Here is a 23606-nt window from a genome sequence, read left to right as displayed (position 1 = left end):
TATCAATTGTTGACGGAGACGTTACACGGCGGTGCGGGGCCGGCCGGAAAAGCTCGCCCGCACGTGATCGGCCAGATCGCGGGCGGCCGGCCCCAGTCCCGGCGGCGCATAGAGGTTGATGCGGAATTCCGGCAGCGTCGGCAGCTTCGCCTCGCGGCCCAGGATGACGAAGCGCTCGGGGACGGAGGAGCGCAGCAGCGGCGCCACCGCCAGTCCCGCCTCCAGCACGGCATAGACCGGCTCCAGCCGGCTCACCTCGCACACGGCGCGCCAGTCGCGTCGTGCCTTGCCCAGTGCCTCGACCGCGACGGGACGGAAGACGCAGGTCGGCGCGCCGAGCGACACCGGAAGCGGATCCTTGAGGTGGGCGTCACCATCGGCCGCGCCGACCCAGACCAGCCGGTCGGTGCGCAGGGTCTCGCCGTGCCGGCCGCAGTCGGTCTCCGTCGTCATGGCCAGATCGACGCCGCCCGACTTCAGCTCCTCGCGGATCACGCGCGAATCCTCGCAGACGAGGCTCACGCGCACCCTTGGCTGCGCCTTGGCGAAGCGCCGCAGGATCGCCGGCACGAAGCTGCCGATGATGTCGTAGGGAACGCCGAAGCGGACCTCGCCCTCGAACTGCGGCGCGCGCATCGACGACCAGACCTCGTCGTTCATCGCCACCAGGCGGCGCGCCTGTTCGAGCAGCCGCTCGCCGGCCGGCGCCAGCGCAAGCCCTCGCCCCTGGCGCATGAACAGCCGGCAGTCGAGCGCCTCCTCCAGACGCTTGATCTGCTGGCTGGCGGCGGCCTGGCTCATGCCGAGCGCGGTAGCCGCGCGCGTGACCCCGCCGGCTTCAACGACGGTGAGGAAGGCGCGCACCAGCGCCATGTCGAGATCCCTTCGCATTCGAACATATAATCATTTCCGAACGATCCCATCAAAAACATTCGTTTTTGTTATTCCTCGGCTAGCCCTAGCGTACCGTCATGACCGCGAAGATCTCGGGCCTCTGGCTCCCCCTCGTCACGCCGTTCAAGGACGGCGCCATCGACTTCGAAAGCTACGACCGGCTGGTGAACCACTACATCGCCAAAGGCGTCGACGGGCTGCTGCCGCTCGGCACGACGGGCGAAGCGCCGGCGCTCGACGAGGACGAGATCGCCGCCGTCATCGAGCGCACCCTGGCCGTCGCCGACGGCCGCGTGCCGGTGTTCGCGGGTGTAGGCGGCAACGCCACCGCCAAGGTCGAAAAGGAACTGAAGCGGCTGCGTCACCTGCCGATTGCCGGCATCCTGTCGGTGTGCCCCTACTACAACCGTCCGAGCCAGGACGGGCTGGTTGCGCATTTCCGGCGCATCGCCGATGCCACCGACAGCAATGTCGTGATCTACAACATCCCCTACCGGACCGCGGTGAACCTCTCCAACGATTCACTGCTCGAACTGGCCGAGGTACCGAACATCGTGGGGGTGAAGGACAGTTCAGGCAGCGTCGAGCAGTCGCTCGAGCTGCTGCGCCGCAAGCCGGCGGACTTCGCCGTACTGACCGGCGAGGACGCGCTGTTCTTCACCATGCGTGCCAACGGCGCCGAGGGCGGCATCCTGGCGGCAAGCCACGTGATGAGCGAAGGCTTCGTCGAGGTCGAGCGCTGCTTCCGCGCGGAGGATCTATCGGGTGCGCGTAAGGCCTGGGCCCCGCTCAGCCGCTTCGTGCCGATGCTGTTCGCCGAAGCCAATCCCATGCCGATCAAGCATCTCCTGTGGCGGCAGGGTCTGATCGCATCGCCGGAATGCCGGCTGCCGCTCACGAAGATCTCCGACGGACTCGCCCGCCGGCTCGATGCCGTCTTCGCCGAGAAGAAGGCGGCGGCCTAGCCGCGCGCCTTCAGCAGGTCGCGGATCTCCGTCAGCAGCTCCTGCTCCTTGGTCGGCGGCGCGGGCGGCGCAGGCGCGGCCTCCTCCTGCTTGACCACGCGGTTCATGCCCTTGATCACGAGGAACAGGACCCAGGCGATGATCAGGAAGTTGACCGTCACCGTCAGGAAGGTGCCGTAGCCCAGGGTCGCGCCGGCCTTCTTGGCGGCGTCGTAGGTGGCGGCCTGGCTGGCGGCCGGCGTCAGGCCGATGAAGTAGTTGGTGAAGTCGAGCCCGCCGGCGATGCGGCCGATGATCGGCATGATGATGTCGCCGACCAGCGAGTCGATGATCTTGCTGAAGGCCGCGCCGATGATCACGCCGATGGCGAGATCCACGACGTTTCCGCGCATCGCGAACTTCTTGAATTCCTGCAGCATCGACTTTCTCCCCCTTGTCGTCGTCAGGTGACGCGCAGCCATACCAGCAAAGCAGAAACCGTGACGACCGAGAAGGCCGTCGTCAGCAGCACGGATGCCGTGTTCTGTTCGACCGAGATGTCGAACTGCTTGGCCAGCACGAAGGCGTTGGCCGCCGTCGGCAGCGACGCCATCAGCAGCGCCACTTTGCCCGCGATCGAATCGATCGGCACGAAGAACGGCAGGATCAGCAGCGCCGCCAGCGGCTGCAGCAGCAGCTTGATCAGCGTGGCGAGCCCTGCTTCGGCCAGCCCGCTCTTGATCGACTTGTCGGACAGAAAGAGCCCGATGGCGAACAGCGCGCAGGGCGCGGCGGCGGCGCCCATGAGGTCGAGCCACTTCTCGACCGGCAGCGGGATCGGCAGGCCGATCCAGGAGGCCAGGATGCCCAGGCCGATGGAAACCGGCAGGGGATTGCGTGCCACGTTGAAGGCCGCCCGCAGGAAGGTGCGAACCGGGCCGTGGCCGGCGGCGACCTCAAGTTCGATGAGCATGACCCCGAACACCATCGAGACGACGGCCGTCACGATCACGGTCAGCATGGCCGGGGGCAGCCCCTGCTCGCCGAAGGCCGCCAGGCAGAGCGGCACGCCCATGTAGCCGACATTGCCCCAGGAAGCTGCGATGCCCTGCAGGCTCATCGCGGCAAGTCCGCCGCGCGAAACCAGCCGCGTCGTCACCATGCCCACGACGAAGGTTGCGACCACGGCAATCGTGAACCCGGTCATCAGGGCAGGGTCGAGCACGGCGGCGACCGGCGTGCGCGCCAAGGTGCCGAAGAACAGCACCGGCAGGGCGAAATAGCTCACGAAGGCGTTCAGTGCCGTGGTCGCCTCTGGCCCCAGGATGCGCCATCGGCCAGCCAGGAAGCCCGCCAGGATGACGCCGAAGATCGGGAAGGCGACGTTGAGAATGGCCTGCAAGGGCTGTCCGTTTGCAGCTGCACTAACCTATTAAGAATTTGACATAAACGGCACAAATCACATAGCATTTTAAGGGTAAAGCGAGGCCGCACTCGTCCCCCCTCCTTCGCAAGCGGCCCGGGAGATAATCATGCGTCTTTTGATCGCCAGCATGGCCGCCCTGGCTGCGGTCGCCTTTGCCGCTCCGTCCTTCGCACAGGACGAGACGATGCCCGCCCCGACGGCGAAGCCCAAGGCCGGCCCGTCCGCCGCGTCTTGCAACAAGATCAAGAGCAGCTCGCAGCGCAGCGCCTGCCTGAAGAAGGTCCAGGTCGCCAAGGCGCAGCCGGCGAAGAAGACCAAGAAGCCGTCGGCCACGCCCGCGGCGCCGAAGTCACCCGACGTCGGCCAGCTCAATGCCCCGACGAGCGCGCCGACCGCCGCCGCGCCTTCCTCCGGCCCGGTCAGCGTTCCGCCGCTGCCGTCGAAGACGATTTAACGCGCCTCTCCCGAGAACCGCGCTAGTCTCCGCTCTCCCCAACCCCGGGAGAGCGACATGGCCCATTCGGCCAACCTGATCACGACCGACGACCTCGCACGCCAGCTCGGCGCCCCCGCGCTACGCGTGTTCGACTGCACCACCTATCTCAAGCCCGGGCCCGACGGGCGCTACATCGCCGAAAGCGGGCGCGCCAACTACGACAAGGGCCACATTCCAGGCGCGGCCTATCTCGACCTCCAGGCCGATCTCTCCGACAAGAACTCGAAGCTGCGCTTCACGCTGCCCTCGCTCGAGGATCTCACCAAGGCCTTCGCAGCCAAGGGCGTGGGACACGGCACCTTCGTGGTCCTCTACAGCCACGCGTCGCCCGTCTGGGCGAGCCGCATCTGGTGGATGCTGCGCGCCGTCGGCTTCGACGAGGTGGCGATCCTCGACGGCGGCCTCGACAAGTGGAAGGCGGAGGGACGCCCGCTCTCGACCGAGCCCGTGACCCACCCGCCCGCCACGCTCTCGCTGCGTGGCCGGCCGGAGATCTTCGTCGACAAGGATGCGATCAAGGGCGCGATCGGCGATGCCTCGATGCTGACGCTTAACGCGCTCAGCCACGACCAGCACAATGGCGCGGGCGGCGTGGTCTACGGCCGTCCCGGCCGCATCGCCGGCTCATCCTGCGTGCCGGCCGCAAGCCTCTTCGGACCGGACAAGGCCCTCAAGCCCATCGCCGAGCTGCGCGCGGCCTTCGAGGGCGTCGGCGCCGCACCTGACAAGCGTGTTCTCGTCTACTGCGGCGGCGGCATAGCGGCCACGCTCGACGCGTTCGTGCTCACCGCCCTCTTGGGTCACAGGAACGTCTCGGTGTACGACAATTCCATGCAGGAATGGGCCAACGATCCGGCCCTGCCCATGGAAGTTGGCTGACGAGGGAGGAAGAAATGACGGCCTATATCATCGTGGAGATCGACACCAAGGACGAGGCGCTGATGGCCGAGTACCGCAAGCACACACCGGGCCTCGTCGCCAAGTTCGGCGGCAAGTTCATCGTGCGCGGCGGCAACTGCACGAGCCTGGAAGGTGGCTGGACGCCGGCCCGCGTCGTGGTGCTGGAGTTCCCCGACCGCGCCAAGGCCGAGCGCTTCTATCACTCCGAGGAGTACAAGCCCGTGCTCGCGATGCGCCTCAAGGCCGGTCATTCCAAGGCGATCCTGGTCGACGGCCACAATGGCTGAGGCCGCCTACCGGGCGGTCGGCACGCTCTACAATGCGCTGATGACCGGCCTGGTCATCAGCCTCGTGTCGCGGCGCGGCAGCGACACGGCGCGGGAATACATCTTCCGCCACTTCCGCCGGCAGCACCTCGAGAAGTTCCTGCCGGGCCTTCAGAAGCTGGGCATCGCGGGCGAGAAGGACGCGCCGGCCTGCGCGCTCTACCACTATCACTCCAACGCGCTGGGCGGCGTGAAGACCGGCTATCTGCGCGAGAGCGACAGCAAGGCCTGGGTGCGCTATCCGCCGCCGCGCTGGATGTGGAAGGGCACCGCCATCGCCGCCGTGCCGCACGAAGTCTCGGCGGCCTTCCTGTATGCCTGGCACGGCCACAACGGCGTCTCCTTGAAGAACCCCGGCCTCGGCTTCGTCTGCACCGGCATGACGGTCGACGGCAAGCCCGGCCTCGAAGGCTACTATTGCGACTATGGCCGTCCGCTGAAGGAGGAGGAGCGCGTGCGCTTCGCCTATGACGAGGAGATGCCGCGCATCGACTGGAAGACGCAGCCGAAACTCGAGACCGCCAGCTGGCCCGAGGAGCGCCGCCTGCGCACCTTCCGCTCCTACGCGATGGGCTACGTCCAGACCATGCTGCCGGTGCTGCAGGACCAGCTCGGCCCGAAGGACGCGCAACTGGAGATGGGCCGCGTCGCGCGCCTGGTCGGGCTGCAGTTCCACGAGGAGACGGCGCGCGAGCTCGACCTGCCGACCGACGTCGAGACCGGCGACCTCGACAGCGCCCGGCTGTTCGCACGCTGGCTGACCGCGGTCCTGACGGCCGAAGGCGAAGCGGTTACGGCGGAGGAGAAGGACGGTGCCGTCACCGTTCGCATGGAAGGCTGGAAGCTCGCCCGCGAGCTGCAGCTTGCCGACCCGCTGGCCGGCTTCGACGCATGGAACGAATTGTGGCTGGGCGCGGCCGGCGCCCATGACCGCTTCCTCAAGGTTGAGACCAGCCGCAGCTACGGCGACAAGGGCTGGCAGGCAGCCTGGCGAATCGCACCGAGATAGCCGGCGGGCAGCACCCGCCCGGCGACGCGCTCGCCGAGCGTCGCAATCTCGACCCAGCGCGCCTCGTGATGCTCATGACTGAGTGCAATCGTGCCCTCGGTCCCGAGCGTGCAGACATAGGCAACGATTCGCACGAAACGCTGGGGCAACACCTCGAACAGATGCTCGTCGACGAGCATGCCGACTGCCACGGAGAGCCCCGTCTCCTCTCGCACTTCGCGCACCAGCGCGGCGCGATGATCCTCGCCCGGATCTGGCCGCCCGCCGGGCAGGTCCCATTCGTCGCGCTCGTTCAGGAGCAGCAGCACGCGGCCCTGATGCAGGACGACGCCCTTGATCGATGTCGGGTAGTTCAGATTCATGGGAGCGCGCCACTCCAGTGGCGCTCATGATGCGCCACTGGAGTGGCGCGCTCCAACGAGAAAGGCCGGGGATCGCTCCCCGGCCTTTCCGCAATCTTTGAGAAGACTGGACTTAGAAGTCCATGCCGCCCATGCCGCCGTCGCCGCCCGGCGGCATCATCGGGGCCTTCTTCTCCGGCTTCTCGGCGATCATCGCCTCCGTCGTGACCAGCAGGCCGGCCACCGAAGCGGCGTCCTGAAGGGCCGTGCGGACGACCTTGACCGGATCGATGATGCCGGCCTTGACCATGTCGCCGTAGTCACCCTTCTGGGCGTCGAAGCCGAACGAAGTGTCCTTCTGCTCGAGCATCTTGCCCGCGACGACGGCGCCGTCGTAGCCGGCGTTCTCGGCGATCTGGCGGACGGGCGCCTGCAGCGCGCGACGCACGATCTCGATGCCGACCTTCTGGTCGTCGTTGGCGGTGCGGATCTTGTCGAGCGCGCGGATCGCGTAGAGCAGAGCCGAACCGCCGCCGGCGACGACACCCTCTTCCACCGCAGCCTTGGTGGCGTGCATGGCGTCGTCAACGCGGTCCTTCTTCTCCTTGACCTCGACTTCGGTGGCGCCGCCGACCTTGATGATCGCAACACCGCCGGCGAGCTTGGCCAGACGCTCCTGGAGCTTCTCGCGGTCGTAGTCCGAGGTGGTCTCCTCGATCTGCGCACGGATCTGGCTGATGCGGGCCTGGAGGTCCGCCTTCTTGCCCGAGCCGTCGACGATCGTGGTGTTTTCCTTCTCGACGATGACCTTCTTGGCGCGGCCGAGCATGTCGAGCGTGACGTTCTCGAGCTTGATGCCGAGGTCCTCGGAGATCAGCTGACCGCCGGTCAGGATCGCCATGTCCTCGAGCATCGCCTTGCGGCGGTCACCGAAGCCCGGCGCCTTCACGGCGGCGATCTTGAGGCCACCACGCAGCTTGTTCACGACCAGGGTCGCCAGGGCCTCGCCCTCGACGTCCTCGGCGATGATCAGCAGCGGCTTGCCCGACTGCACGACCGCCTCGAGCACCGGCAGCATCGCCTGCAGGCCCGACAGCTTCTTCTCGAACAGCAGGATGTACGGCGAGTCGAGCTCGGCGATCATCTTGTCGGCGTTGGTGATGAAGTACGGCGAGAGATAGCCGCGGTCGAACTGCATGCCCTCGACGACGTCCAGCTCGGTGTCCAGGCTCTTGGCCTCTTCCACCGTGATGACGCCCTCGTTGCCGACCTTCTTCATCGCTTCGGCGATCATCTTGCCGATCGACTTGTCGCCGTTGGCCGAGATGGTGCCGACCTGGGCGACTTCGTCCGTGCCGGTGATCTTCTTGGCGCGGGCCTTGATGTCCTCGACGGCCGCCTCGACCGCGAGGTCGATGCCGCGCTTCAGGTCCATCGGGTTCATGCCGGCCGCGACCGACTTCACGCCTTCGCGCACGATCGCCTGGGCGAGAACGGTCGCCGTCGTCGTGCCGTCGCCGGCGATGTCGTTGGTCTTCGAGGCCACTTCGCGCACCATCTGGGCGCCCATGTTCTCGAACTTGTCGGCGAGCTCGATCTCCTTGGCGACGGTGACGCCGTCCTTGGTGATGCGCGGGGCGCCGAACGACTTGTCGATGACGACGTTACGGCCCTTCGGGCCGAGCGTGACCTTCACCGCGTCGGCGAGAATGTCGACGCCGCGCAGCATGCGCTGGCGGGCGTCGGCGCTAAAACGGACTTCCTTGGCTGCCATTTTCTATTCCTCTCGAAATTTGTGTTTGGTTCGGACGATGCGAAGCGGCGCCTTAAGCGGCCTTCTTCATCGCGGCGGAGGCGTCGATGATGCCCATGATGTCGGACTCCTTCATGATCAGGAGTTCCTGGCCGTCGATCTTGATCTCGGTGCCCGACCACTTGCCGAACAGGACGCGGTCACCCTTCTTGACGTCGAGAGCAACGAGGTTGCCCTTCTCGTCGCGGGCGCCCGGACCGACGGCGACGATCTCGCCTTCCATCGGCTTTTCCTTGGCGGTGTCGGGAATGATGATCCCGCCCTTGGTCTTGCCTTCTTCCTCGACGCGCTTGACCACGACCCGGTCGTGAAGCGGACGGAACTTCATGGTTCTTCCTCCAGTGGACTGTTGACCCTGCGCGACCGGACGGCCGCGGTGAATGTGTTGCTGTCAGCACTCTCCAACGGTGAGTGCCAATGGCGCAGGGGATTTAGGGTCGACGGCATCGTGAGTCAAGGCGATGCGCAAAAGGTTCCCAAAGTCGCTTCGCACTAGCAGCAATCCGAGCCGAGTGCTGCTAACCCATTGATTTGGCAAGATTTTTGCTGATTTTTCGGAGAGGGTGCGTGACTATTCCCGGAGGCGCACCGTGTCAAGGAGAGCCTAGATGGACAGCAGTTTTGTTGCGCAGCTCAAGGATTACCGCATCACGACCGCCGAAATTCTCTACTGGATGCCCGATCACAAGCACGTCCTGCAGAGTTTTGTCTGGCAGAACCTCGATCTGGCCCCTCGGTTTCCGGCCCTGACGAAATTCCTCGAATTCTGGGATCGCAACATCGACGGCAAGCTTCACAAGGTGACAGTCGCCAATGCGCAGCTGATCAAGCCGGCCGAGTTCCGCTTCGCCAGCGGTCTATACGCGCTTCACTGAAAGGCGCGCCGCCTCGTATTCGGCGGCGGTGCGCTCGACCAGTTGCGCGACCGATGGCACGTCGGTCACCCCGGAGACGGAGTGGCCAGCGCTCCAGATGTCCTTCCAGCGCCTGGCATCCGGACGGTCGCGCTCGGCGGCATTGATGTCCTTGGAAATGTCGATGCCGCCGCGAACTGGCAGGTTGTCGGGATCGAGGCCCGCCGCGGCGATCGAGGGCCTCAGCATGTTGGTTTCGAGACCCGTGAAGGCCCGGGTCAACAGCACGTCGTCGAGCCGGCTCGCCACCAGCATCTCCTTGTAGGCGTCCTTCGACAGACTCTCTCGCGTGGCGATGAACTTGGTGCCCATATAGGCAAGGTCACAGCCCAATGCCTGGGCAGCGGCCACTGCATGTCCGTCGGCCATGCCGCCCGCCATCACGACGATGCCGTCCCAGAACTGACGCACCGCCCGCACGAAGGCAAAGGGATTGGCCCAGCCGGTCTGGCCGCCGGCGCCGGCCGTCAGCAGCACCAGCCCGTCGACGCCGGCCGCCACCGCCTTCTCGGCGTGGCGGACCGAGGCGACGTCGGCCAGCACCAGGCAACCCGCATCCTTCAGGGGCTTCATCACCGGCTCCGGCGAGCCCACCGAGGTGATCACGATCTCCGCCTTGTGGCGCAGCACGGCCGCGAGGTCGTCGGGCACGCGCGGGTTGGACCGGTGAACGATCAGGTTGGGGCACCAAGGCGCCGGCGCACGGCCGTCCGCATCGGCGGCGCGCCGGGCGTCGTCAGCCATGCCGGCCAGCCAGACATCGAGTTCGTCGACGGTCCGGCAGTTGGCGGTTGGGAACGAGCCGATCACGCCCGAACGGCAGGCTGCCGTCACGAGGGCCGGACCGGAAACCAGGAACATCGGCGCCGCGATCAGCGGCAGCCGAAGGCGGTCACGCAGGGAGGCAGGCAGGGACATGGCGCGAGCTTAGCCCAGCACGGGGCGGCACCGAAGGTGCGCCGTCGGACCGCCACGCGAACGTGGCGGTCCATCGATCGCGACCCTGTCAGGCCGCGGCCGAAAGGCCTTCCTGCTCCAGCACGCGCTTCACAGCCGGGCGGGCCTTCATGCGCTCGTAGTGGGCGGCGACGTTCTTCGGCAGCGGCATCTTCATGCGGCCGGCCGCCCAGAAGCTGACGTAGAACAGGGCGGCATCGGCCACCGAGAACTTGCCGGCCAGGTACTCCTTGCCTTCGAGCGCCTTGTCCATCAGCGCCAGGCCCTTCTCCATGATCTCCTTGCCGCGCGCCTTCACCTTGTCATGGTCGGCTTCGGTCGGCGCGAAGTTGGCCGGCCGGAACATGCGGCTGAAGCCCTGCATGTGCATGGTCGACACCGCGTAATCCATCGCCTCCAGGGCGCGCGCTTCGCCGTCGGCATCGGACGGCAGCAGGCCGGCCTCGGGATTCTTGCGGGCGAGCCACACGGCGATCGCGGGGAACTCGGTCAGCACGGAGCCGTCATCGCGCTGCAGCGTCGGCACCTTGGACTTCGGGTTCAGCGCCACGAAATCCGGACCGTACTGTTCCTGCTTGGCGCCGTCGACCTTGTGCACGTCGTAGGGCTTGCCGATCTCCTCCAGCAGCACATGGATGCCGATCGAACAGGCGCCGGGCATGTAATAGAGCTTCATGATTCTCTCCCTAAAGCAGGTGATTGGTGGGGACGGTCCACGCTAGCATCGGGACCCTAGGGGGGGGAAACGACAATGGTAGATAATGGACTGAAGGCACTCGTCGGCAGCGAGCCCACGAAGATCGGCACCTTCCTGTTCGAGTTCGCCACGCCGGGCATCGGCCAGATCCTGAAGGCGGCCGGCGCCGATTTCGCCGTGCTCGACATGGAACATACCGGTTTCGGCTTCGACACCGTCCGACAGGTCGTGCGCTACATGCAGGCTGCAAATCTGCCGCTCGTCGTGCGCGTACCCTCGCAGTCGCGTCATCACATCTCGCGCGCGCTCGACACCGGCGCCGACGGCGTGATGGTGCCCATCGTCTCGTCGGTCGAGCAGGCGAAGGCCGTGCTCGACGCGGCGAAGTACTGGCCCGACGGCACGCGCGGCGTGGCGCTCGGCCTCGCGCACGAGCGCTTCGCGATGCGTTCCGAACCGTTGCTGCCGCGCTTCGCCGAACAGAACGCCCGCACCGCCATCATCCTCCAGGTCGAGGATCCGCGCGGCGCCGCGGCGGCCGACGAGATCGCCGCGATGCCCGGCGTCGACATGCTGTGGCTTGGCCACAACGACCTCAGCGTCGCGATGGGCGAGCCCGGCGCCTTCGACCATCCCGATTTCCTCACCGCCGAGCGCGCGACGATCGCGGCCGCGAAGAAGCACGGAAAGTCCGCCGGCCGTCTCGCCGTCGATGCCAGGCAGGCCGCCCAGTTCGTGAAGCTCGGTTACGACTTCGTCTCGATCGCCGGCGACGTCTGGCTGCTGCAGCAGGCGTTCGCGGCGGGTGTCGAGACGATCCGCAATACGTCGTCCTGACACGAGCACAACCTCATCCTGAGGAGCGTCGCGCAGCGGCGCGTCTCGAAGGATGGTCAACAAACACGGTGCGCGTGCCCACCCTTCGAGACGCGGTCCTGCGGACCGCTCCTCAGGGTGAGGTCGTTGTTGGGAAGACTAATTCCTGATCCGCACCGGCAGCGAGCGGATGCCACGGATGAAGTTGGAGTAGAGACGCACCGGCGGCGCGACGACCTCGATGTCGAGATCGCGCTTCAGCAGCTCTTCCCACAGGATCCGGATCTGCATCTCGGCGAGCCGGTCGCCGACGCAGCGATGGATGCCCGCGCCGAAGGACAGGTGATGGCGCGCCTTCGGCCGGCCGACGACGAAGCGCTCGGGCTCGTCGATCGCCGTCTCGTCGCGATTGCCCGAGACGTACCACATCACCACCTTGTCGCCGGCCCGGATCTGCTTGCCGGCGAGTTCGCAGTCCTTGCGGGCGGTGCGGCGCATGTGGATCACCGGCGTCGCCCACCGGATCGTCTCGGAGACGAGACTGGGCATCAGGCCCGCGTCGGCCCGCACCTTGGCGACCTCGGCCGGGTTCTCGATCAATGCCATCAATCCCGAGCTCATCGAATTGCGCGTCGTGTCGTTGCCGCCGACGATCAGCAGCGCGAAGTTCCCGATGAACTCGCGCGTCGGCATGTTCTTCGTCGCCTCGCTGTGCGCCATCATCGAGATCAGGTCGAAGGTCGGCGGCTTTGCCACCCGCTCCTGCCAGAGGCCGGCCATGGTCTCGGCCATGACCTTGAGTTCGGCCATGCGCGCTTCGTTGGTCTTCACGATCGCGTCCTCGGCCTCGATGTTGCAGATCGCCACATCGGACCAGAAGGTGAGCTTGCGCCGCTCCTCCTGGGGAAAGTCGAACAGGGTCGCCAGCATCATGGCGGTGAGTTCGGTCGAGACGCGGTCGGCCCAGTCGAAGGTCTCGCCGCGCGGCAGGCCGTCCAGCACCTGGGCGGTGCGCTGGCGGATCAGCCCCTCCATGTTGGCGAGGTTGGACGGCGCCACGATCGGCGCCACCGTCTTGCGCTGGGCGGTATGGCGCGGCGGATCCATGCGGATGAAGTTGGGCAGCTCCTCGCCCTGGGGCTGGTCGGTGATCTGGATACCCCCCAGCTCGGACGCGGAGGAGAAGGTCGCCGGGTCGAGTTCGACCCTGGTGATGTCGGCATAGCGGGTGACCGACCAATAGGGCCCGAACGGGCTCTCCGGATGAAAATGAACCGGGTCCTCGCGCCTCAGGCGGGCGAAATGCGGGCCCCAGCTGTCCTCGCGGTAGAGAAGCGGCTGGCTGACATCGGCATGTTCTACGACATGTTCTTGCATGGGTCCTCCCGGTCTCCAAGGCCGCCCCCGGGGTTGCCCCAAGTCAAGCGCTTTCGTCACGACGGCGCCTTATTTGGCTCGTTGACAGCGCGCAGGGCGAAGCGCAAACCCTCGCCGCGCCGCCGTACAGGCGGCGTTCGATATCATGGCACCAGCCGAAACCAGCCAGTCCTCCTCCACCGAACCCGCCACCAGCGCCCCGCACGCCCCTCACCCGGCCGGTGCCGCGCTGGTTGTCGGTGCGCTCGGTGTCGTGTTCGGCGACATCGGCACCAGCCCGCTCTACGCGCTGCGCGAGACGTTCCTCCACGGCTCCGGAATGGCGCCGACGCCGGAGCATGTGCTGGGCGTGCTTTCGATGCTGTTCTGGGCGGTCACGCTCACCGTCACCATCAAGTACGTCGTGCTGATCATGCGCGCCGACAACAAGGGCGAGGGCGGCGTGCTGGCGCTGGCGACCCTGGCGACAAGGGGCCTGAGCGGCAAGGCACGCAAGACCCGCCGGGCCATCCTGGTGCTCGCCGTGATCGGGCTGGCGCTGTTCTACGGCGACGCCATGATCACCCCGGCCGTCTCGGTGATGAGCGCCGTCGAGGGAATGTCGGCCGCTGAACCCGCCCTCACGCCATTCGTCCTGCCGCTGTCGCTGATCATCCTGATCGCCCTGTTCGTGCTGCAGGCTCGCGGAACCGCCGATGTCGGCCGGTTGTTCGGCCCGGTCATGCTGGTCTGGTTCGTCGTCCTGGGCGTTCTGGGGGCATGGCAGGTCGCCAAGAACCCGTCGGTGCTCGAGGCCATCAACCCGATACATGCCTACTATCTCGTCACCGACCAGGGTTTCGGCATCTTCTGGGCGTTCGGCTCCATCGTGCTGGCCGTGACCGGCGCGGAAGCGCTGTATGCGGACATGGGCCATTTCGGGCGCAAGCCCATCCGGATCGGATGGGTCGGCCTGGTGATGCCGGGACTGCTGCTGAACTATTTCGGCCAGGGCGCGCTCATCATCGAGAATCCCGAGGTCGTCCGGCAGGTCTTCTTCGAGCTCGTTCCCAAGGACTACATCCTCGTCCTGGTCGTCCTCTCGACGGCGGCGGCCGTGATCGCCTCGCAGGCGGTCATCACCGGCGTCTTCTCGCTGACCCGCCAGGCCATCCAGCTTGGCTACCTGCCGCGCATGGAGATTCACCACACGTCCGATACCTCGATCGGCCAAATCTACATTCCGCGCGTGAACTGGCTGCTGATGTCGTGCGTCGTGGCCCTGGTGGTGGGCTTCGGCTCGTCGGGCGCGCTCGCCGGCGCATACGGCCTGGCCGTCACGGGCGCCATGCTGGTCGACGCCGCGCTCGCCATGGCCGTGGCCATCCTGGTCTGGCGCTGGTCCTGGCCGCTCGCCGCGGCGGTCTTCGGCTTCCTGGCGATACCCGACCTCGCCTTCTTCATCGCCAACGCGCTCAAGATTCCCGACGGCGGCTGGCTGCCGATGATCGTGGCCTCTCTGATCTACTTCACCATCATGACCTGGCGACGCGGCCGTCGGCTGGTCGCCGCGGAGCTGAGCGAGGGCTCGCTGCCGCTCAAGCAGTTCCTCGAGCGCATGGAACGTGCACCCGACCGAGTCGCCGGCACCGCCGTCTTCCTGACCGCCGACGCCGGGCACACGCCGGCCGCCTTCCTGCACAACCTCAAGCACAACAAGGTGCTGCACGAGCGCATCATCATCCTGCAGGTCGACACGATGGATGTGCCCGTGGTGCCGGAGGCCAACCGGGTCGAGGTCGAGCGGCTCGGCAAGGGCTTCCATACCGTGATCGCCCATTACGGCTTCACCGAGCAGCCCGACATTCCCGAGGCGCTGCGCGCCTGCCGTCCGCATGGCATCGCCTACGACGAGATGGAGACCTCGTTCTTCCTCGGCCGCGAGACCCTGGTGCCGTCGCAGCATTCCAAGCTCGGCCGCTGGCGCCGCGACTGGTTCATCTCGCTCTCCCATTCGGCCTCGGCCACCAAGACCTTCTTCCGCATCCCGCCCAACCGCGCTATCGAACTCGGCAACCAGATCCAGATCTGAGGCCCCGTCATGCCGCGTTCCCCGCTCGTCCTGCTGCCGGGCCTGCTCAACACGCGCCGCGTCTACGATCATCAGGTCGAGGCGCTGGCCGACATCGCCGACTGCACGATTCCCGAGCTCTGGCATCACGACACGATGGCGGCCATGGCCGAGGCGACGCTCAGCTTGGCGCCGCCGACCTTCGCGCTCTGCGGCTTCTCGATGGGCGGCTACGTCGCCTTCGAGATCGTCCGCCGCGCGCCGCACCGTGTCGAACGCATTGCGCTGATGGACACCCAGGCCGGCCCCGATTCGCCGGAGACCGCGGCGCGCCGGCGCGGCTTCATCGAGCAGACCCGCATCGGCCGCTTCCATGGCGTGCATCCGACCCTGCTGCCCCAGCTCGTCCATCCCTCGCGCGCCACCGACCCGGCGGTCACGCAGCCGCTGCTCGACATGGCGACCGAGGTGGGCGGCGACGGGTTCGTGCGCGAGCAACAGGCCATCCTGGGCCGCGCCGACAGCCGGCCGCTGCTGGTCGAGATCGAAGTGCCGGCGCTCGTGGTCGTCGGACGCCAGGATCTCGTGACGCCGCCGGCGCGTGCCGAGGAGATCGCCACCGACATCGCCAACGCGCGCCTCGTGGTGATCGAGGAGTGCGGGCACATGGCGCCGCTGGAGAAGCCGGCCGAGGTCTCGGCCGCCCTGAGGAGGTGGTTGACGCAATGAACACGATCTACGCCCGCGAGGACGATCTCGGCGCCGACGAATACATCGATGTGGTCGCCAAGTCGGGACTGAACCGTCCCATCGGAGACCGGCCGCGCATCGAACGGATGCTGAAGCAGGCCAACCTGATCCTGACCGCGCGCCAGGACGGAAGGCTGGTGGGCTTCGCGCGCTCGCTCACCGACTTCTGCTTCTGCTGCTATCTGTCCGACCTCGCGGTCGACAGCGCCTGCCAGGGGCAAGGTATCGGCAAGCGCCTGATCGAGATGACCCGCACCGAGGCAGGTGGAGCGAACACCACGACGCTGCTGCTCTCGGCGCCGACGGCCATGACCTTCTACGAGGGCATCAGGATGCCCAAGGCCGACAACTGCTTCCTGTACCGCCGCCAGCAATAGGACCGGCTATCGGGCCGAGACGCCGGCCTCGGTGATGATCATGTCCATCGGAACGTCGTAGGCCTGCGGGAAGATGGTGTGCAGGGCGAGGCGCTCGTAGCCCACGCCCACGATGCGCGGACGGCACGGCAAAGCGGCCAGCGTTCGGTCGTAGTATCCGCCGCCGTGGCCCAACCGGTAACAAGCCGCGTCGTAGCCGACGACAGGCGCGATCACGACATCGGGTATCACCGCCGTTCCCCCGGCCGGCACCGGAATGTTCCAGACACCGGGCCGCAACGGCTCGCCGCGGCCCCAGGTGCGGAACTCCAGCGGCGAGCGGGGCGCAACGACCACCGGCAGCGCCGCGGTCGCGGCGCGCCTCGGCAACTCCTCGATCCAGGCCCGCAGGTCGGGCTCTCCGCGAAATGGCAGGTAGGCGGCGACGATCCTGCCGGAGAGATCGCCCAGCTGCCGGTCGAGTTCGCGGGCGATCCGATCCGAGAGGCTGCGCCTCTCCGCGGCCGGGATGGCCCGCCGCAGCGCGACCAGCCGCTCGCGCTCGACCGTGCGCCAGCGCTTCACATCCTGCTGCTGGCGAAGATCCTCATCGGACAAGGTACCTGAAGTCGGATCGACGAGATGCATCAGGCAGGCGGGAGAACCGTCGTCCTCCGTCAGCCCGTCTCCGTTGGCTGGGTTGGGTCCTGGGATCGCCACGGCCTTGCCTTGGCAGGTGCCGTCCGCGTCAGGGGCCGCGCTGGGCCGCGAGCGCGCGCTGCAACTGCAGGTCGAAGCCGTTCAGCGTCTGGGTGAAGGGCCCCGCCTCGGTTCCCTGCAGCATGAGCTGCACGGTGATCTGGCGCCCCGTCCGCATCTGCTGCAGGAGCTGGCCGGACTTGTAGTCGTCGAACTGGCAGATGCCCTGGCCGCAGATGCTGGTCGAGATGAACGGATTGGAGTCCACCTGGACGCTGGCGCGCACGCCCTGCCCGTCGCCCACGACCGAGATCTTGTTGTAGGCCGCCGAGTAACGCATCACGAGGAACTGGCCGAGCAGGCTGTTGCCGTCGATCGTGGCCTGCACGCCGCAATCCTTGCCGCCCTGCATGGTGCAGGACGTCACCCACTTGTCGGGCGGCTGGTCCTGCGCGACGGCGGCCTGCGAAAAGGCCAATGCGGCGACGGCGGCACCGGCGGCCCCGAGTACGGATCGCATCATCTTTCGCCCAGCTCCTGCGTTTGCCAATGTTCCAGGGGGCACCTATGTAGCGCTGCGATCACACGCTGACAAAGGAACCCTTCGCATGTCCGAGAGCCTGAAACTCGTCGCCTTCTGCGGCAGCCTGCGCAAGGCGTCGTTCAACCGCCTTTCCCTGCAGGCCTTCGTCGAGCGTCTTCCCGCCGGCACGACCTGCGAGACGATCGAGATCGGCGACTGGCCGCTCTACGACGCCGACCTCCAGGCCAAGGGTTTCCCCGACAAGATGCAGGCGGCGCAGAAGACCATGCTGGAGGCCGACGGCATCGTGCTGGTCAGCCCGGAATACAATTACGGCATCTCGGGCGTCCTGAAGAACGCCATCGACTGGCTGTCGCGCATGACCCCGCAGCCCTTCGCCGCCAAGCCGGTCGCGCTGTTCGGCGCCTCGATGGGCGTGCTCGGCACGGCGCGCGCGCAGTACCAGCTGCGCCAGACGCTGGTGTTTCTCGACGGCCGCCCGGTCAACAAGCCCGAAGTCATGATCGCGCAGGCGCAGAACAAATTCGCCGACGGCAAGCTCACCGACGAGATGACGGGCAAGCTTCTCGGCGATCTCGGCGCGGCGCTGGCGCTCGCCTGCCGCCAGGCCAAGGCGGCCGCCACCGTCAAATAGGGCGACGTTCAAGCAGGTCGGCGGATCCTTCGGTCCACACCGAAGGAACGCCGGCCGCGTTCGTGTTAGCAGGGAAGCATGGCGTCGCGACTGCCCCTCCTCACCCTGCTGATCGCCGTCACCTGCCTCAGCCAGTTCTACCGCGTGTCCAACGGCGTGATCGCGCCGGAACTGGTGCGCGACCTCGATCTCAGCGCGCGTCAGCTGGGCTGGGCGGGCAGCGCCTTCTTCTTCGCTCTGTTTGCGGTGCAGATCCCGGTCGGCATGTGGTTCGACCGGTTCGGCGCGCGCCGCACCGTGGCCGCGCTCTCGCTGCTGGCGATGCTGGGCTCGCTGTGGATCGCCCGCGCCACGGACGCCGCCGACCTGATCGCCGGGCGCACCATCGTCGGCGTGGGCTGTGCCGCCTCCTTCATGTCTGTGGTCTTCCTGTGTTCGCGCTGGTTCGAGCCGGCCAAGCTCGCGACGCGCCTCTCCTGGGTGTTCGCGGCCTCGAACATCGGCACCCTGGCGGCCGCGACGCCCCTCGCCTGGATCGCCGCCACGGTCGGCTGGCGCACCGGCTTCGTGGGTCTCGCTGTCGTCACGCTCCTGGTGGCGTTGGGTTTCCTGCTCTTCGTACGCGACAGGCCGCCGGAATATCGCGGCCCCGTGCCCGCCCGCGAATCGGCGGGCCAGATCCTGCGCGGCCTGTGGGAAGTGTGGCGCACCCCCGGCCTCGGGCCTGTGCTCTCCATGCACTTCTTTGCCTACGCGACCATGCTGACCGTGCTGGGCGTGTGGGGTGGCCCCTATCTCTACGACGTCCACAAGCTCGACGGCGTGGCGCGCGGCAACGTGCTGCTGGCCATGGGCGTCGCGCAGATCCTGGGAATCCTGGCCTACGGGCCGATGGATAGGGTCCTGCGATCGCGCAAGCGGGTGGTCTTCGGCGGGGCGGCGATCTCGATGATGCTGCTCGCGACCCTGGCGGCACTGGCCGAACCGCCGCTCTGGCTGGCCGTCACCCTGCTGATCGCCGTCTGCTTCTTCTGCGCCTACGGCACGGTGATCGTGGCCCAGGGCCGCGCCCTGTTTCCCGATCGCCTCGCCGGCCGCGGCGTCACCACCGTCAACATGGCGCAGTGCCTCGGCCTCGCCGTGCTGCCGGCCCTTGCAGGTTACATCGTCGAGGCCTTCGGTGCCGGCGACACCGCCTACCGGTGGGTGTTCGGAATGCTGGCGGCCGGTCTGGCGCTGGGTTCGATCGCTTACGTGTGGGCGCGCGACAGTTTCACCGCTCGCGCGTAAGGTCGCCGCTTACACGGAGGCTTCCATGCCCGCATCGATGCTTCGCGTCATGCTGCTCGTCGTTGCAATGCTCGGTCTGGCCGGCGGCGCGATCGCGCAGGGCCAGCCGCAGCCTGCTCCACCGCAACGCGTACCGGCGCCGGACCGCCACGCCGGCACGGGATTGAGCTTTCCGCCTCAGATCGCGGGCGCCACCAGGTACGGCTCGACAGACTACGGCAAGACCGCCGGCAGGCCCGAGCTTGGCTACGGCTGGAACTACCGCATCGGCGACCAGCTCATCGCGACGGTCTACGTCTATGACCTCTCCATCAGATCGATCCCCGACGGCCCGGCGAGTCCCGTAGTCCAGCAGCAGTTCCAGACGTCGCTGCAGGAAATCTACCAGCTCGCGAAATACAATCGCTACGAGGACATCAAGACGGCGAAGGGCCCGACCGACTGTACGCTCGGCAGCATCGTCTTCCGATGCATCATCCTCTCGGCACTCCGCAGCGCCGACAGGAAGCCGATCTACTCGGCGCTGATGCTGACCGGCTATCGAAACAACTTCCTGAAGCTGCGCCTCGACTGGATCGAAGGCTCGGCCACCAGCCAGTCGATGGTCGACACCTTCACGCAGACGCTGCTCGGCGCCATGACGCGCTGACTATTTCGTCGCTTCCTTCAGGTAGGCGACGAGGTCGGCGAGCTGGCCGGCATTCTTCACGCCGTTGTAGACCATCTTGGTGCCGGGCACCTTGCCCTTGGGATCGCGGTTGTAGTCCGCCAGCGTGGCATCGTCCCAGACAATTCCGGAATTCTTCATGGCCTCGGAATAGTCGTAGCCCGCGCTTGAACCGGCCTTGCGACCGAACAGGCCGTGGAGATTGGGCCCGGTGGTCTGCGCGCCGTCCTTCTCCACCGTGTGGCAGGCCTTGCACTGGGTGTTGAAGACGCGCTGGCCCTTCGAGGCCTCGCCGGATTGCGCGGCGGCCGGGCCACCCGCGATCGCCAGCCCGGCGACGATCACGGCGGCGGCAGTGATCCAATTCTTCATACGCTACTCCTGATGCTTCCGCGCGAGGATGCACTATATCGGTGGGATGCAGCAAAGCCTGTTCGAGCCGGAGGGCGGAAAGGAGGCGCTGGCGTCCGGCGCCGCGGTATTGCGCGGGTTCGCCGCGAAGCGTGAGAGCGCGCTGCTGGCGGCGATCCGGGCGATCGAGGCGCGATCACCGTTCCGGCACATGGTGACGCCGGGCGGCTTCGAGATGTCGGTGGCCATGACCAACTGCGGCACCGCCGGCTGGGTCACGGACCGGGCCGGCTATCGTTACCAGTCCACCGATCCGGTGAGCGGCAAGCCCTGGCCTGCCCTGCCGGCGACTTTCCTCGACCTCGCCGATGAGGCGGCCACGGCGGCGGGTCATCCGGGTTTCGTGCCCGACGCCTGCCTGATCAACCGCTACGAGCCCGGCACCAGACTGTCGCTGCACCAGGACAAGGACGAGGCCGACTACGCCCATCCCATCGTCTCGGTGTCGCTGGGGCTACCGGCCAACTTCCAGTTCGGCGGCCCGAAGCGCAGCGATCCGGTGCGCCGCGTCGCGCTGGAGCACGGCGATGTCGTGGTATGGGGCGGTCCCTCACGCCTCTTTCATCACGGCGTGCTCACTCTGAAAAACGGCGAGCATCCGATGACCGGGGCCCGCCGTTTCAACCTCACCCTGCGCCGGGCGCTGTAGAAAGCGCTCGGCCAGGTTACCGGCTTCAGCCGGCCACTACTCCGGCTTGATGTTCTGTTCCTTGATGAGTTTCGTCCAGCGCTTCTCTTCCTTCTCGAGGAAGGTCTTGAACTCGGCCGGTGTCGAAGACCGGATCTCGACGCCCTGCGACTTGAAGCGCTCGATCATCTCGGGCTCGGCGGCGATCTTGGCGATCGCCTTCTGCAGCTTGTCGACGATCGCCTTGGGCGTGCCGGCCGGCACCACCATGCCCTGCCAGAACACCGCTTCGAAGTCGGGCAGGCCAGCCGCCTCGACCACGGTCGGGATGTCGGGGAAGGCGGGCGAACGCTTGAGGCTCGAGATGGCGATGGCCCGGGTGCGGCCCGTGGCCAGCACCGGCTTGGCCTCCAGCGCGGCCGAGAACATCATCTGCGCCTGGCCCGAGGCGACGTCCTGGCCGGCCTGCGCACCGCCCTTGTACGGGACGTGGGTGATGTTGAGCCCGGCCTGCGCCTTCAGGAGTTCGGCGGCGAGGTGGTTGGTGGCGCCGATGCCCGAACTCGCGATGTTGAACTTGCCCGGGTTGGCTTTCACATAGGCGATCAGCTCGGCCATGTTCTTGGCGGGAAACTCGGCGTTCACGTGCAGGATGAACGGCGTGAACGACATCAGCGAGACGAGCTCGAAGCTCTTGTTGGGATCGTACTGGACCTGGCCCGTCAGCGTCGGATTGATGACCAGCGAGGTGCCGGCGGCGTAGATCGTGTAGCCATCGGGCGCCGCCTTGGCGACGAAGTTGGACGCCACGGTCGTCGCCGCGCCGGCCCGGTTGTCGACGATCACCGGCTTGCCGAGCTCGGTCGAGAGCTTCTCGGCATAGACGCGCGCCACGGCGTCGTTCACGCCACCCGGCGGATAAGGCACGACCATCGAGATCGGCTTCTGCGGCCAGTCGGTCTGCGCCGAGACGGCCAGGGGCAGCAGCAGCGCGGCGAGGGCCGACGCCACGAATACGGAACGCTTCATTTTGTTTCCTCCCGGGATTTTCTTTATTCGGCGACGAAGACGGGCAGCGTCACTTCTTTGTTAACCGGCTCGAAGCCCAGCTTCACGCGCAGCCCGATCTTCAACGCCGACTCGGGCACGCCGTGCAGCTGCGCATTCACCCGCACGCCGGCATCCATGTCGACCAGGGCCACGATGTAGGGCGTCGATGCCTTGAAGAAGAAGTTGAACGGATGGTGGCATGCCGTCCAGGCATGGAGGCTGCCGCCGAGCGGGGCCTCCTTGAATTCGCTCTCCATCGAGAAGCAGTGCGAGCACACCGGCCGCGGATAGTGGCGGACCTTGCCGCAGGACGAGCAGTGCTGCAGCAGGAAGCGGCCCTCACGCATGCCGTCCCAGAAGGGCTGGCTATCGCGCGTCGGTGTCGGCAACGGACGTTCGGGAGCCGGCGGAGCGGCCGGTACGGGAGCCTGGCTCATGCCGCCCTCCTCAGGATGGCGATCGAGCCGTCGCCCATGTCGCCATAGCCGGTGACGAGCCCCAGCTCGGCATCCTTCACCTGCGCCTTGCCGGCCTCGCGGCGCAGCTGGCGCGTCAGTTCGATCACGTGGTTGAGACCCACCACATGGCCCTGACTGAGCAGACCGCCATGGGTGTTGATCGGCAGCTCGCCGCCCAGCGCGATACGGCCGTCCATCACGAACGGACCGCCCTCTCCGGTCTTGCAGAAGCCCAGGATCTCGAGCTGGCGAATCACCGTGAAAGTGAAGCAGTCGTAGATCTCGGCCACGTCGATGTCCTTCGGCCCCACACCCGCCATGGCGAAGGCGCGCGGCGCGGACTTCACCAGGCCGAACTCCAGCAGGTCCGGCCGCTGGGCGATCGAGGCCGGCGAATCGGGATGGCCCTCGGCGGTGCCGGCGATGGTGACGAGAGGCTTCTTCAGGTCCTTTGCCCGCTCGGTCGCGCTGATGACCACTGCCGCGCCGCCGTCGCTTTCCAGGCTGCAGTCGAACAGCCGGAACGGATCGGCAATCATGCGCGAGGCGTGATGATCCTCGACCGTGAGCGGCTTGTTCATCACCACGTTGCCGTTGAGGATCGCGTGCTGGCGCGTGACGACCGCCACTTCCGCCATCTGTCGCGCCGTCGTGCCATAGAGTTCCATGTGGCGGCGCGCGCCCTGAGCGTAGAGCTGGGCCGGCGCGAACATGCCGATCGGCGCCTCGAACTCGGCGGCCTGCGCGAACACCGGGAACTGCTGCAGGCGGGTCGAGACACGCTGCCCGGAGTAACCCGTGCGACCGACCGAGATCAGCACGTGCTTGCACACGCCGGTCGTCACCGCCATCGCCGCCATCTGGATGCCGGCCACGCAGGTCGCCCCACCCATCGGGATGAATGCCGACAGGGTGAGATCCTTCAGGCCGAGATTGGCGATGAAGTCCTCGGCGATGGCGCCGCCCGGAAAATACGGAATGACGCCGTCGACGTCGCGCGGATCGATGCCGGCATCGTCGAGCGCCCTGAGACTGGCCTCCAGTTGCAGCGCGAGCCCGCTCTTGGACGTGCCGCGCGTATACGCGGTCTCGCCAATGCCGCTCACCGCCGCCTTGTCGCGAAGCGGATGCACCATTTGATTTCCTCCGGCGCGCATTG

Annotated in this window: 29 protein-coding genes; 14 read left to right on the top strand and 15 right to left on the bottom strand. The window is 67.0% G+C overall.

Annotation, left to right across the window (positions count from 1 at the left end):
* Positions 1 to 21 precede the first annotated feature (21 nt).
* Entirely contained in the window at positions 22 to 891 is an 870-nt protein-coding gene (locus LJ725_RS21730) for a LysR family transcriptional regulator (RefSeq protein ID WP_230553001.1), read from the bottom strand.
* A gap of 80 nt (positions 892 to 971) precedes the next feature.
* Here LJ725_RS21730 and dapA point away from each other — a divergent pair, with 80 nt between their 5' ends.
* Positions 972 to 1859: a 4-hydroxy-tetrahydrodipicolinate synthase gene (gene dapA, locus LJ725_RS21725; protein WP_230552999.1), complete on the top strand. Its 888-nt coding sequence runs from the start codon at positions 972 to 974 to the stop codon at positions 1857 to 1859.
* On the opposite strand, the gene mscL is transcribed toward dapA, so the two are convergent.
* Together mscL and LJ725_RS21715 are read right to left on the bottom strand one after the other, a co-directional pair.
* Positions 1856 to 2278: a large conductance mechanosensitive channel protein MscL gene (gene mscL / locus LJ725_RS21720; protein WP_230552997.1), complete on the bottom strand. Its 423-nt coding sequence runs from the start codon at positions 2276 to 2278 to the stop codon at positions 1856 to 1858. The genes dapA and mscL overlap by 4 nt on opposite strands.
* Before the next feature lie 23 nt (positions 2279 to 2301).
* Entirely contained in the window at positions 2302 to 3240 is a 939-nt protein-coding gene (locus LJ725_RS21715) for an AEC family transporter (RefSeq protein WP_230552995.1), read from the bottom strand.
* A gap of 130 nt (positions 3241 to 3370) precedes the next feature.
* On the opposite strand from LJ725_RS21715, the gene LJ725_RS21710 reads away from it, so the two are divergent.
* From LJ725_RS21710 to LJ725_RS21695, 4 genes are read left to right on the top strand one after another with little or no spacing between them, the layout of a single operon-like run.
* On the top strand, positions 3371 to 3718 hold the full coding sequence (locus tag LJ725_RS21710; protein WP_230552994.1) for a hypothetical protein: 348 nt from the start codon (positions 3371 to 3373) through the stop codon (positions 3716 to 3718).
* Positions 3719 to 3775: 57 nt separating this feature from the next.
* Entirely contained in the window at positions 3776 to 4639 is an 864-nt protein-coding gene (locus LJ725_RS21705) for a sulfurtransferase (protein ID WP_230552992.1), read from the top strand.
* 14 nt (positions 4640 to 4653) lie between these two features.
* Positions 4654 to 4947, top strand: a complete 294-nt coding sequence (locus LJ725_RS21700; RefSeq protein ID WP_230552990.1) for a DUF1330 domain-containing protein — start codon at positions 4654 to 4656, stop codon at positions 4945 to 4947.
* Positions 4940 to 5995: a hypothetical protein gene (locus LJ725_RS21695; protein WP_230552988.1), complete on the top strand. Its 1056-nt coding sequence runs from the start codon at positions 4940 to 4942 to the stop codon at positions 5993 to 5995. Before LJ725_RS21700 ends, LJ725_RS21695 begins: the two co-directional genes overlap by 8 nt.
* Here LJ725_RS21695 and LJ725_RS21690 read toward each other — a convergent pair.
* From LJ725_RS21690 to groES, 3 genes are all read right to left on the bottom strand, one after another.
* Positions 5947 to 6357, bottom strand: coding sequence for an NUDIX hydrolase (locus tag LJ725_RS21690; RefSeq protein WP_230552986.1), 411 nt, complete (start codon positions 6355 to 6357; stop codon positions 5947 to 5949). The genes LJ725_RS21695 and LJ725_RS21690 overlap by 49 nt on opposite strands.
* 112 nt (positions 6358 to 6469) lie before the next feature.
* On the bottom strand, positions 6470 to 8110 hold the full coding sequence (groL, locus tag LJ725_RS21685) for a chaperonin GroEL (RefSeq protein ID WP_230552984.1): 1641 nt from the start codon (positions 8108 to 8110) through the stop codon (positions 6470 to 6472).
* 52 nt (positions 8111 to 8162) lie between these two features.
* A complete protein-coding gene (gene groES / locus LJ725_RS21680; RefSeq protein ID WP_230552982.1) occupies positions 8163 to 8477 on the bottom strand; it encodes a co-chaperone GroES in 315 nt (104 codons plus the stop codon).
* 280 nt (positions 8478 to 8757) lie between these two features.
* On the opposite strand from groES, the gene LJ725_RS21675 reads away from it, so the two are divergent.
* Positions 8758 to 9024 (top strand): usg protein, encoded by a 267-nt coding sequence (locus tag LJ725_RS21675; RefSeq protein WP_230552980.1) that lies wholly within the window; start codon positions 8758 to 8760, stop codon positions 9022 to 9024.
* On the opposite strand, the gene LJ725_RS21670 is transcribed toward LJ725_RS21675, so the two are convergent.
* Together LJ725_RS21670 and LJ725_RS21665 are read right to left on the bottom strand one after the other, a co-directional pair.
* Positions 9007 to 9981, bottom strand: coding sequence for an NAD(P)H-dependent flavin oxidoreductase (locus LJ725_RS21670; RefSeq protein ID WP_230552978.1), 975 nt, complete (start codon positions 9979 to 9981; stop codon positions 9007 to 9009). The genes LJ725_RS21675 and LJ725_RS21670 overlap by 18 nt on opposite strands.
* A gap of 88 nt (positions 9982 to 10069) precedes the next feature.
* Entirely contained in the window at positions 10070 to 10696 is a 627-nt protein-coding gene (locus LJ725_RS21665) for a glutathione S-transferase family protein (protein WP_230552976.1), read from the bottom strand.
* A 75-nt stretch (positions 10697 to 10771) separates the two neighbouring features.
* Here LJ725_RS21665 and LJ725_RS21660 point away from each other — a divergent pair, with 75 nt between their 5' ends.
* Positions 10772 to 11554 (top strand): HpcH/HpaI aldolase family protein, encoded by a 783-nt coding sequence (locus LJ725_RS21660; RefSeq protein WP_230552974.1) that lies wholly within the window; start codon positions 10772 to 10774, stop codon positions 11552 to 11554.
* A 138-nt stretch (positions 11555 to 11692) separates the two neighbouring features.
* On the opposite strand, the gene LJ725_RS21655 is transcribed toward LJ725_RS21660, so the two are convergent.
* On the bottom strand, positions 11693 to 12910 hold the full coding sequence (locus tag LJ725_RS21655; protein WP_230552973.1) for a cytochrome P450: 1218 nt from the start codon (positions 12908 to 12910) through the stop codon (positions 11693 to 11695).
* A 145-nt stretch (positions 12911 to 13055) separates the two neighbouring features.
* On the opposite strand from LJ725_RS21655, the gene LJ725_RS21650 reads away from it, so the two are divergent.
* Genes LJ725_RS21650 through LJ725_RS21640 form a run of 3 tightly spaced genes read left to right on the top strand, consistent with a single transcriptional unit; the run spans position 13056 to position 16087 of the window.
* On the top strand, positions 13056 to 14981 hold the full coding sequence (locus tag LJ725_RS21650) for a potassium transporter Kup (RefSeq protein ID WP_230552972.1): 1926 nt from the start codon (positions 13056 to 13058) through the stop codon (positions 14979 to 14981).
* 9 nt (positions 14982 to 14990) lie between these two features.
* Positions 14991 to 15689, top strand: coding sequence for an alpha/beta fold hydrolase (locus LJ725_RS21645; protein ID WP_230552971.1), 699 nt, complete (start codon positions 14991 to 14993; stop codon positions 15687 to 15689).
* The gene (locus tag LJ725_RS21640; RefSeq protein ID WP_230552970.1) at positions 15686 to 16087 is read left to right on the top strand and encodes a GNAT family N-acetyltransferase; all 402 of its coding nucleotides are present in this window, start codon (positions 15686 to 15688) and stop codon (positions 16085 to 16087) included. The genes LJ725_RS21645 and LJ725_RS21640 overlap by 4 nt, the downstream gene beginning before the upstream one ends.
* Positions 16088 to 16093: 6 nt before the next feature.
* On the opposite strand, the gene LJ725_RS21635 is transcribed toward LJ725_RS21640, so the two are convergent.
* Together LJ725_RS21635 and LJ725_RS21630 are read right to left on the bottom strand one after the other, a co-directional pair.
* Positions 16094 to 16786 carry a 5-formyltetrahydrofolate cyclo-ligase gene (locus tag LJ725_RS21635; RefSeq protein WP_230552969.1) on the bottom strand — a complete coding sequence of 231 codons (693 nt, stop codon included), beginning with the start codon at positions 16784 to 16786 and terminating at the stop codon, positions 16094 to 16096.
* Positions 16787 to 16814: 28 nt separating this feature from the next.
* Complete coding sequence (locus tag LJ725_RS21630; protein WP_230552968.1) at positions 16815 to 17288, bottom strand: hypothetical protein; 474 nt, start codon at positions 17286 to 17288, stop codon at positions 16815 to 16817.
* 85 nt (positions 17289 to 17373) lie between these two features.
* On the opposite strand from LJ725_RS21630, the gene LJ725_RS21625 reads away from it, so the two are divergent.
* The 3 genes from LJ725_RS21625 (at position 17374) to LJ725_RS21615 (ending at position 19882) form a co-directional block, all read left to right on the top strand.
* Positions 17374 to 17943: an NADPH-dependent FMN reductase gene (locus tag LJ725_RS21625; protein WP_230552966.1), complete on the top strand. Its 570-nt coding sequence runs from the start codon at positions 17374 to 17376 to the stop codon at positions 17941 to 17943.
* A gap of 78 nt (positions 17944 to 18021) precedes the next feature.
* Positions 18022 to 19233, top strand: a complete 1212-nt coding sequence (locus LJ725_RS21620; RefSeq protein ID WP_230552964.1) for an MFS transporter — start codon at positions 18022 to 18024, stop codon at positions 19231 to 19233.
* Between the two features lie 25 nt (positions 19234 to 19258).
* A complete protein-coding gene (locus LJ725_RS21615; protein WP_230552963.1) occupies positions 19259 to 19882 on the top strand; it encodes a hypothetical protein in 624 nt (207 codons plus the stop codon).
* Here LJ725_RS21615 and LJ725_RS21610 read toward each other — a convergent pair whose 3' ends face one another.
* Positions 19883 to 20272: a c-type cytochrome gene (locus tag LJ725_RS21610; protein ID WP_230552960.1), complete on the bottom strand. Its 390-nt coding sequence runs from the start codon at positions 20270 to 20272 to the stop codon at positions 19883 to 19885.
* Positions 20273 to 20318: 46 nt separating this feature from the next.
* Here LJ725_RS21610 and alkB point away from each other — a divergent pair, with 46 nt between their 5' ends.
* Positions 20319 to 20960, top strand: a complete 642-nt coding sequence (gene alkB / locus LJ725_RS21605; protein WP_230552958.1) for a DNA oxidative demethylase AlkB — start codon at positions 20319 to 20321, stop codon at positions 20958 to 20960.
* A 36-nt stretch (positions 20961 to 20996) separates the two neighbouring features.
* Here the strand turns inward: alkB and LJ725_RS21600 are convergent, their stop codons facing one another.
* The 3 genes from LJ725_RS21600 to LJ725_RS21590 are packed head-to-tail and all read right to left on the bottom strand — an operon-like array spanning position 20997 to position 23583.
* The gene (locus LJ725_RS21600; RefSeq protein ID WP_230552956.1) at positions 20997 to 21968 is read right to left on the bottom strand and encodes a Bug family tripartite tricarboxylate transporter substrate binding protein; all 972 of its coding nucleotides are present in this window, start codon (positions 21966 to 21968) and stop codon (positions 20997 to 20999) included.
* Between the two features lie 23 nt (positions 21969 to 21991).
* The gene (locus LJ725_RS21595) at positions 21992 to 22426 is read right to left on the bottom strand and encodes a Zn-ribbon domain-containing OB-fold protein (protein WP_230552954.1); all 435 of its coding nucleotides are present in this window, start codon (positions 22424 to 22426) and stop codon (positions 21992 to 21994) included.
* Positions 22423 to 23583, bottom strand: a complete 1161-nt coding sequence (locus LJ725_RS21590) for a thiolase family protein (RefSeq protein WP_230552953.1) — start codon at positions 23581 to 23583, stop codon at positions 22423 to 22425. The genes LJ725_RS21595 and LJ725_RS21590 overlap by 4 nt, the downstream gene beginning before the upstream one ends.
* Positions 23584 to 23606: the final 23 nt, after the last annotated feature.

It is taken from the genome of Reyranella aquatilis (assembly GCF_020880995.1).
Lineage (GTDB): Bacteria > Pseudomonadota > Alphaproteobacteria > Reyranellales > Reyranellaceae > Reyranella > Reyranella aquatilis.
Note: the sequence above shows the minus strand (reverse complement) of the source record. Positions and strands in the feature narration are given on the sequence as shown.

Coding starts and splice junctions, on each gene's coding strand:
- LJ725_RS21645 (WP_230552971.1), top strand. CDS start 14,991: ATGCCGCGTTCCCCGCTCGTCCTGCTGCCGGGCCTGCTCAACACGCGC.
- LJ725_RS21600 (WP_230552956.1), bottom strand. CDS start 21,968: ATGAAGCGTTCCGTATTCGTGGCGTCGGCCCTCGCCGCGCTGCTGCTG.
- LJ725_RS21655 (WP_230552973.1), bottom strand. CDS start 12,910: ATGCAAGAACATGTCGTAGAACATGCCGATGTCAGCCAGCCGCTTCTC.
- LJ725_RS21660 (WP_230552974.1), top strand. CDS start 10,772: ATGGTAGATAATGGACTGAAGGCACTCGTCGGCAGCGAGCCCACGAAG.
- LJ725_RS21705 (WP_230552992.1), top strand. CDS start 3,776: ATGGCCCATTCGGCCAACCTGATCACGACCGACGACCTCGCACGCCAG.
- LJ725_RS21615 (WP_230552963.1), top strand. CDS start 19,259: ATGCCCGCATCGATGCTTCGCGTCATGCTGCTCGTCGTTGCAATGCTC.
- LJ725_RS21630 (WP_230552968.1), bottom strand. CDS start 17,288: ATGATGCGATCCGTACTCGGGGCCGCCGGTGCCGCCGTCGCCGCATTG.
- LJ725_RS21620 (WP_230552964.1), top strand. CDS start 18,022: ATGGCGTCGCGACTGCCCCTCCTCACCCTGCTGATCGCCGTCACCTGC.
- LJ725_RS21625 (WP_230552966.1), top strand. CDS start 17,374: ATGTCCGAGAGCCTGAAACTCGTCGCCTTCTGCGGCAGCCTGCGCAAG.
- LJ725_RS21700 (WP_230552990.1), top strand. CDS start 4,654: ATGACGGCCTATATCATCGTGGAGATCGACACCAAGGACGAGGCGCTG.
- LJ725_RS21610 (WP_230552960.1), bottom strand. CDS start 20,272: ATGAAGAATTGGATCACTGCCGCCGCCGTGATCGTCGCCGGGCTGGCG.
- dapA (WP_230552999.1), top strand. CDS start 972: ATGACCGCGAAGATCTCGGGCCTCTGGCTCCCCCTCGTCACGCCGTTC.
- groL (WP_230552984.1), bottom strand. CDS start 8,110: ATGGCAGCCAAGGAAGTCCGTTTTAGCGCCGACGCCCGCCAGCGCATG.
- LJ725_RS21695 (WP_230552988.1), top strand. CDS start 4,940: ATGGCTGAGGCCGCCTACCGGGCGGTCGGCACGCTCTACAATGCGCTG.
- LJ725_RS21595 (WP_230552954.1), bottom strand. CDS start 22,426: ATGAGCCAGGCTCCCGTACCGGCCGCTCCGCCGGCTCCCGAACGTCCG.
- LJ725_RS21710 (WP_230552994.1), top strand. CDS start 3,371: ATGCGTCTTTTGATCGCCAGCATGGCCGCCCTGGCTGCGGTCGCCTTT.
- groES (WP_230552982.1), bottom strand. CDS start 8,477: ATGAAGTTCCGTCCGCTTCACGACCGGGTCGTGGTCAAGCGCGTCGAG.
- LJ725_RS21665 (WP_230552976.1), bottom strand. CDS start 10,696: ATGAAGCTCTATTACATGCCCGGCGCCTGTTCGATCGGCATCCATGTG.
- LJ725_RS21650 (WP_230552972.1), top strand. CDS start 13,056: ATGGCACCAGCCGAAACCAGCCAGTCCTCCTCCACCGAACCCGCCACC.
- LJ725_RS21670 (WP_230552978.1), bottom strand. CDS start 9,981: ATGTCCCTGCCTGCCTCCCTGCGTGACCGCCTTCGGCTGCCGCTGATC.
- mscL (WP_230552997.1), bottom strand. CDS start 2,278: ATGCTGCAGGAATTCAAGAAGTTCGCGATGCGCGGAAACGTCGTGGAT.
- LJ725_RS21590 (WP_230552953.1), bottom strand. CDS start 23,583: ATGGTGCATCCGCTTCGCGACAAGGCGGCGGTGAGCGGCATTGGCGAG.
- LJ725_RS21690 (WP_230552986.1), bottom strand. CDS start 6,357: ATGAATCTGAACTACCCGACATCGATCAAGGGCGTCGTCCTGCATCAG.
- LJ725_RS21640 (WP_230552970.1), top strand. CDS start 15,686: ATGAACACGATCTACGCCCGCGAGGACGATCTCGGCGCCGACGAATAC.
- alkB (WP_230552958.1), top strand. CDS start 20,319: ATGCAGCAAAGCCTGTTCGAGCCGGAGGGCGGAAAGGAGGCGCTGGCG.
- LJ725_RS21730 (WP_230553001.1), bottom strand. CDS start 891: ATGCGAAGGGATCTCGACATGGCGCTGGTGCGCGCCTTCCTCACCGTC.
- LJ725_RS21675 (WP_230552980.1), top strand. CDS start 8,758: ATGGACAGCAGTTTTGTTGCGCAGCTCAAGGATTACCGCATCACGACC.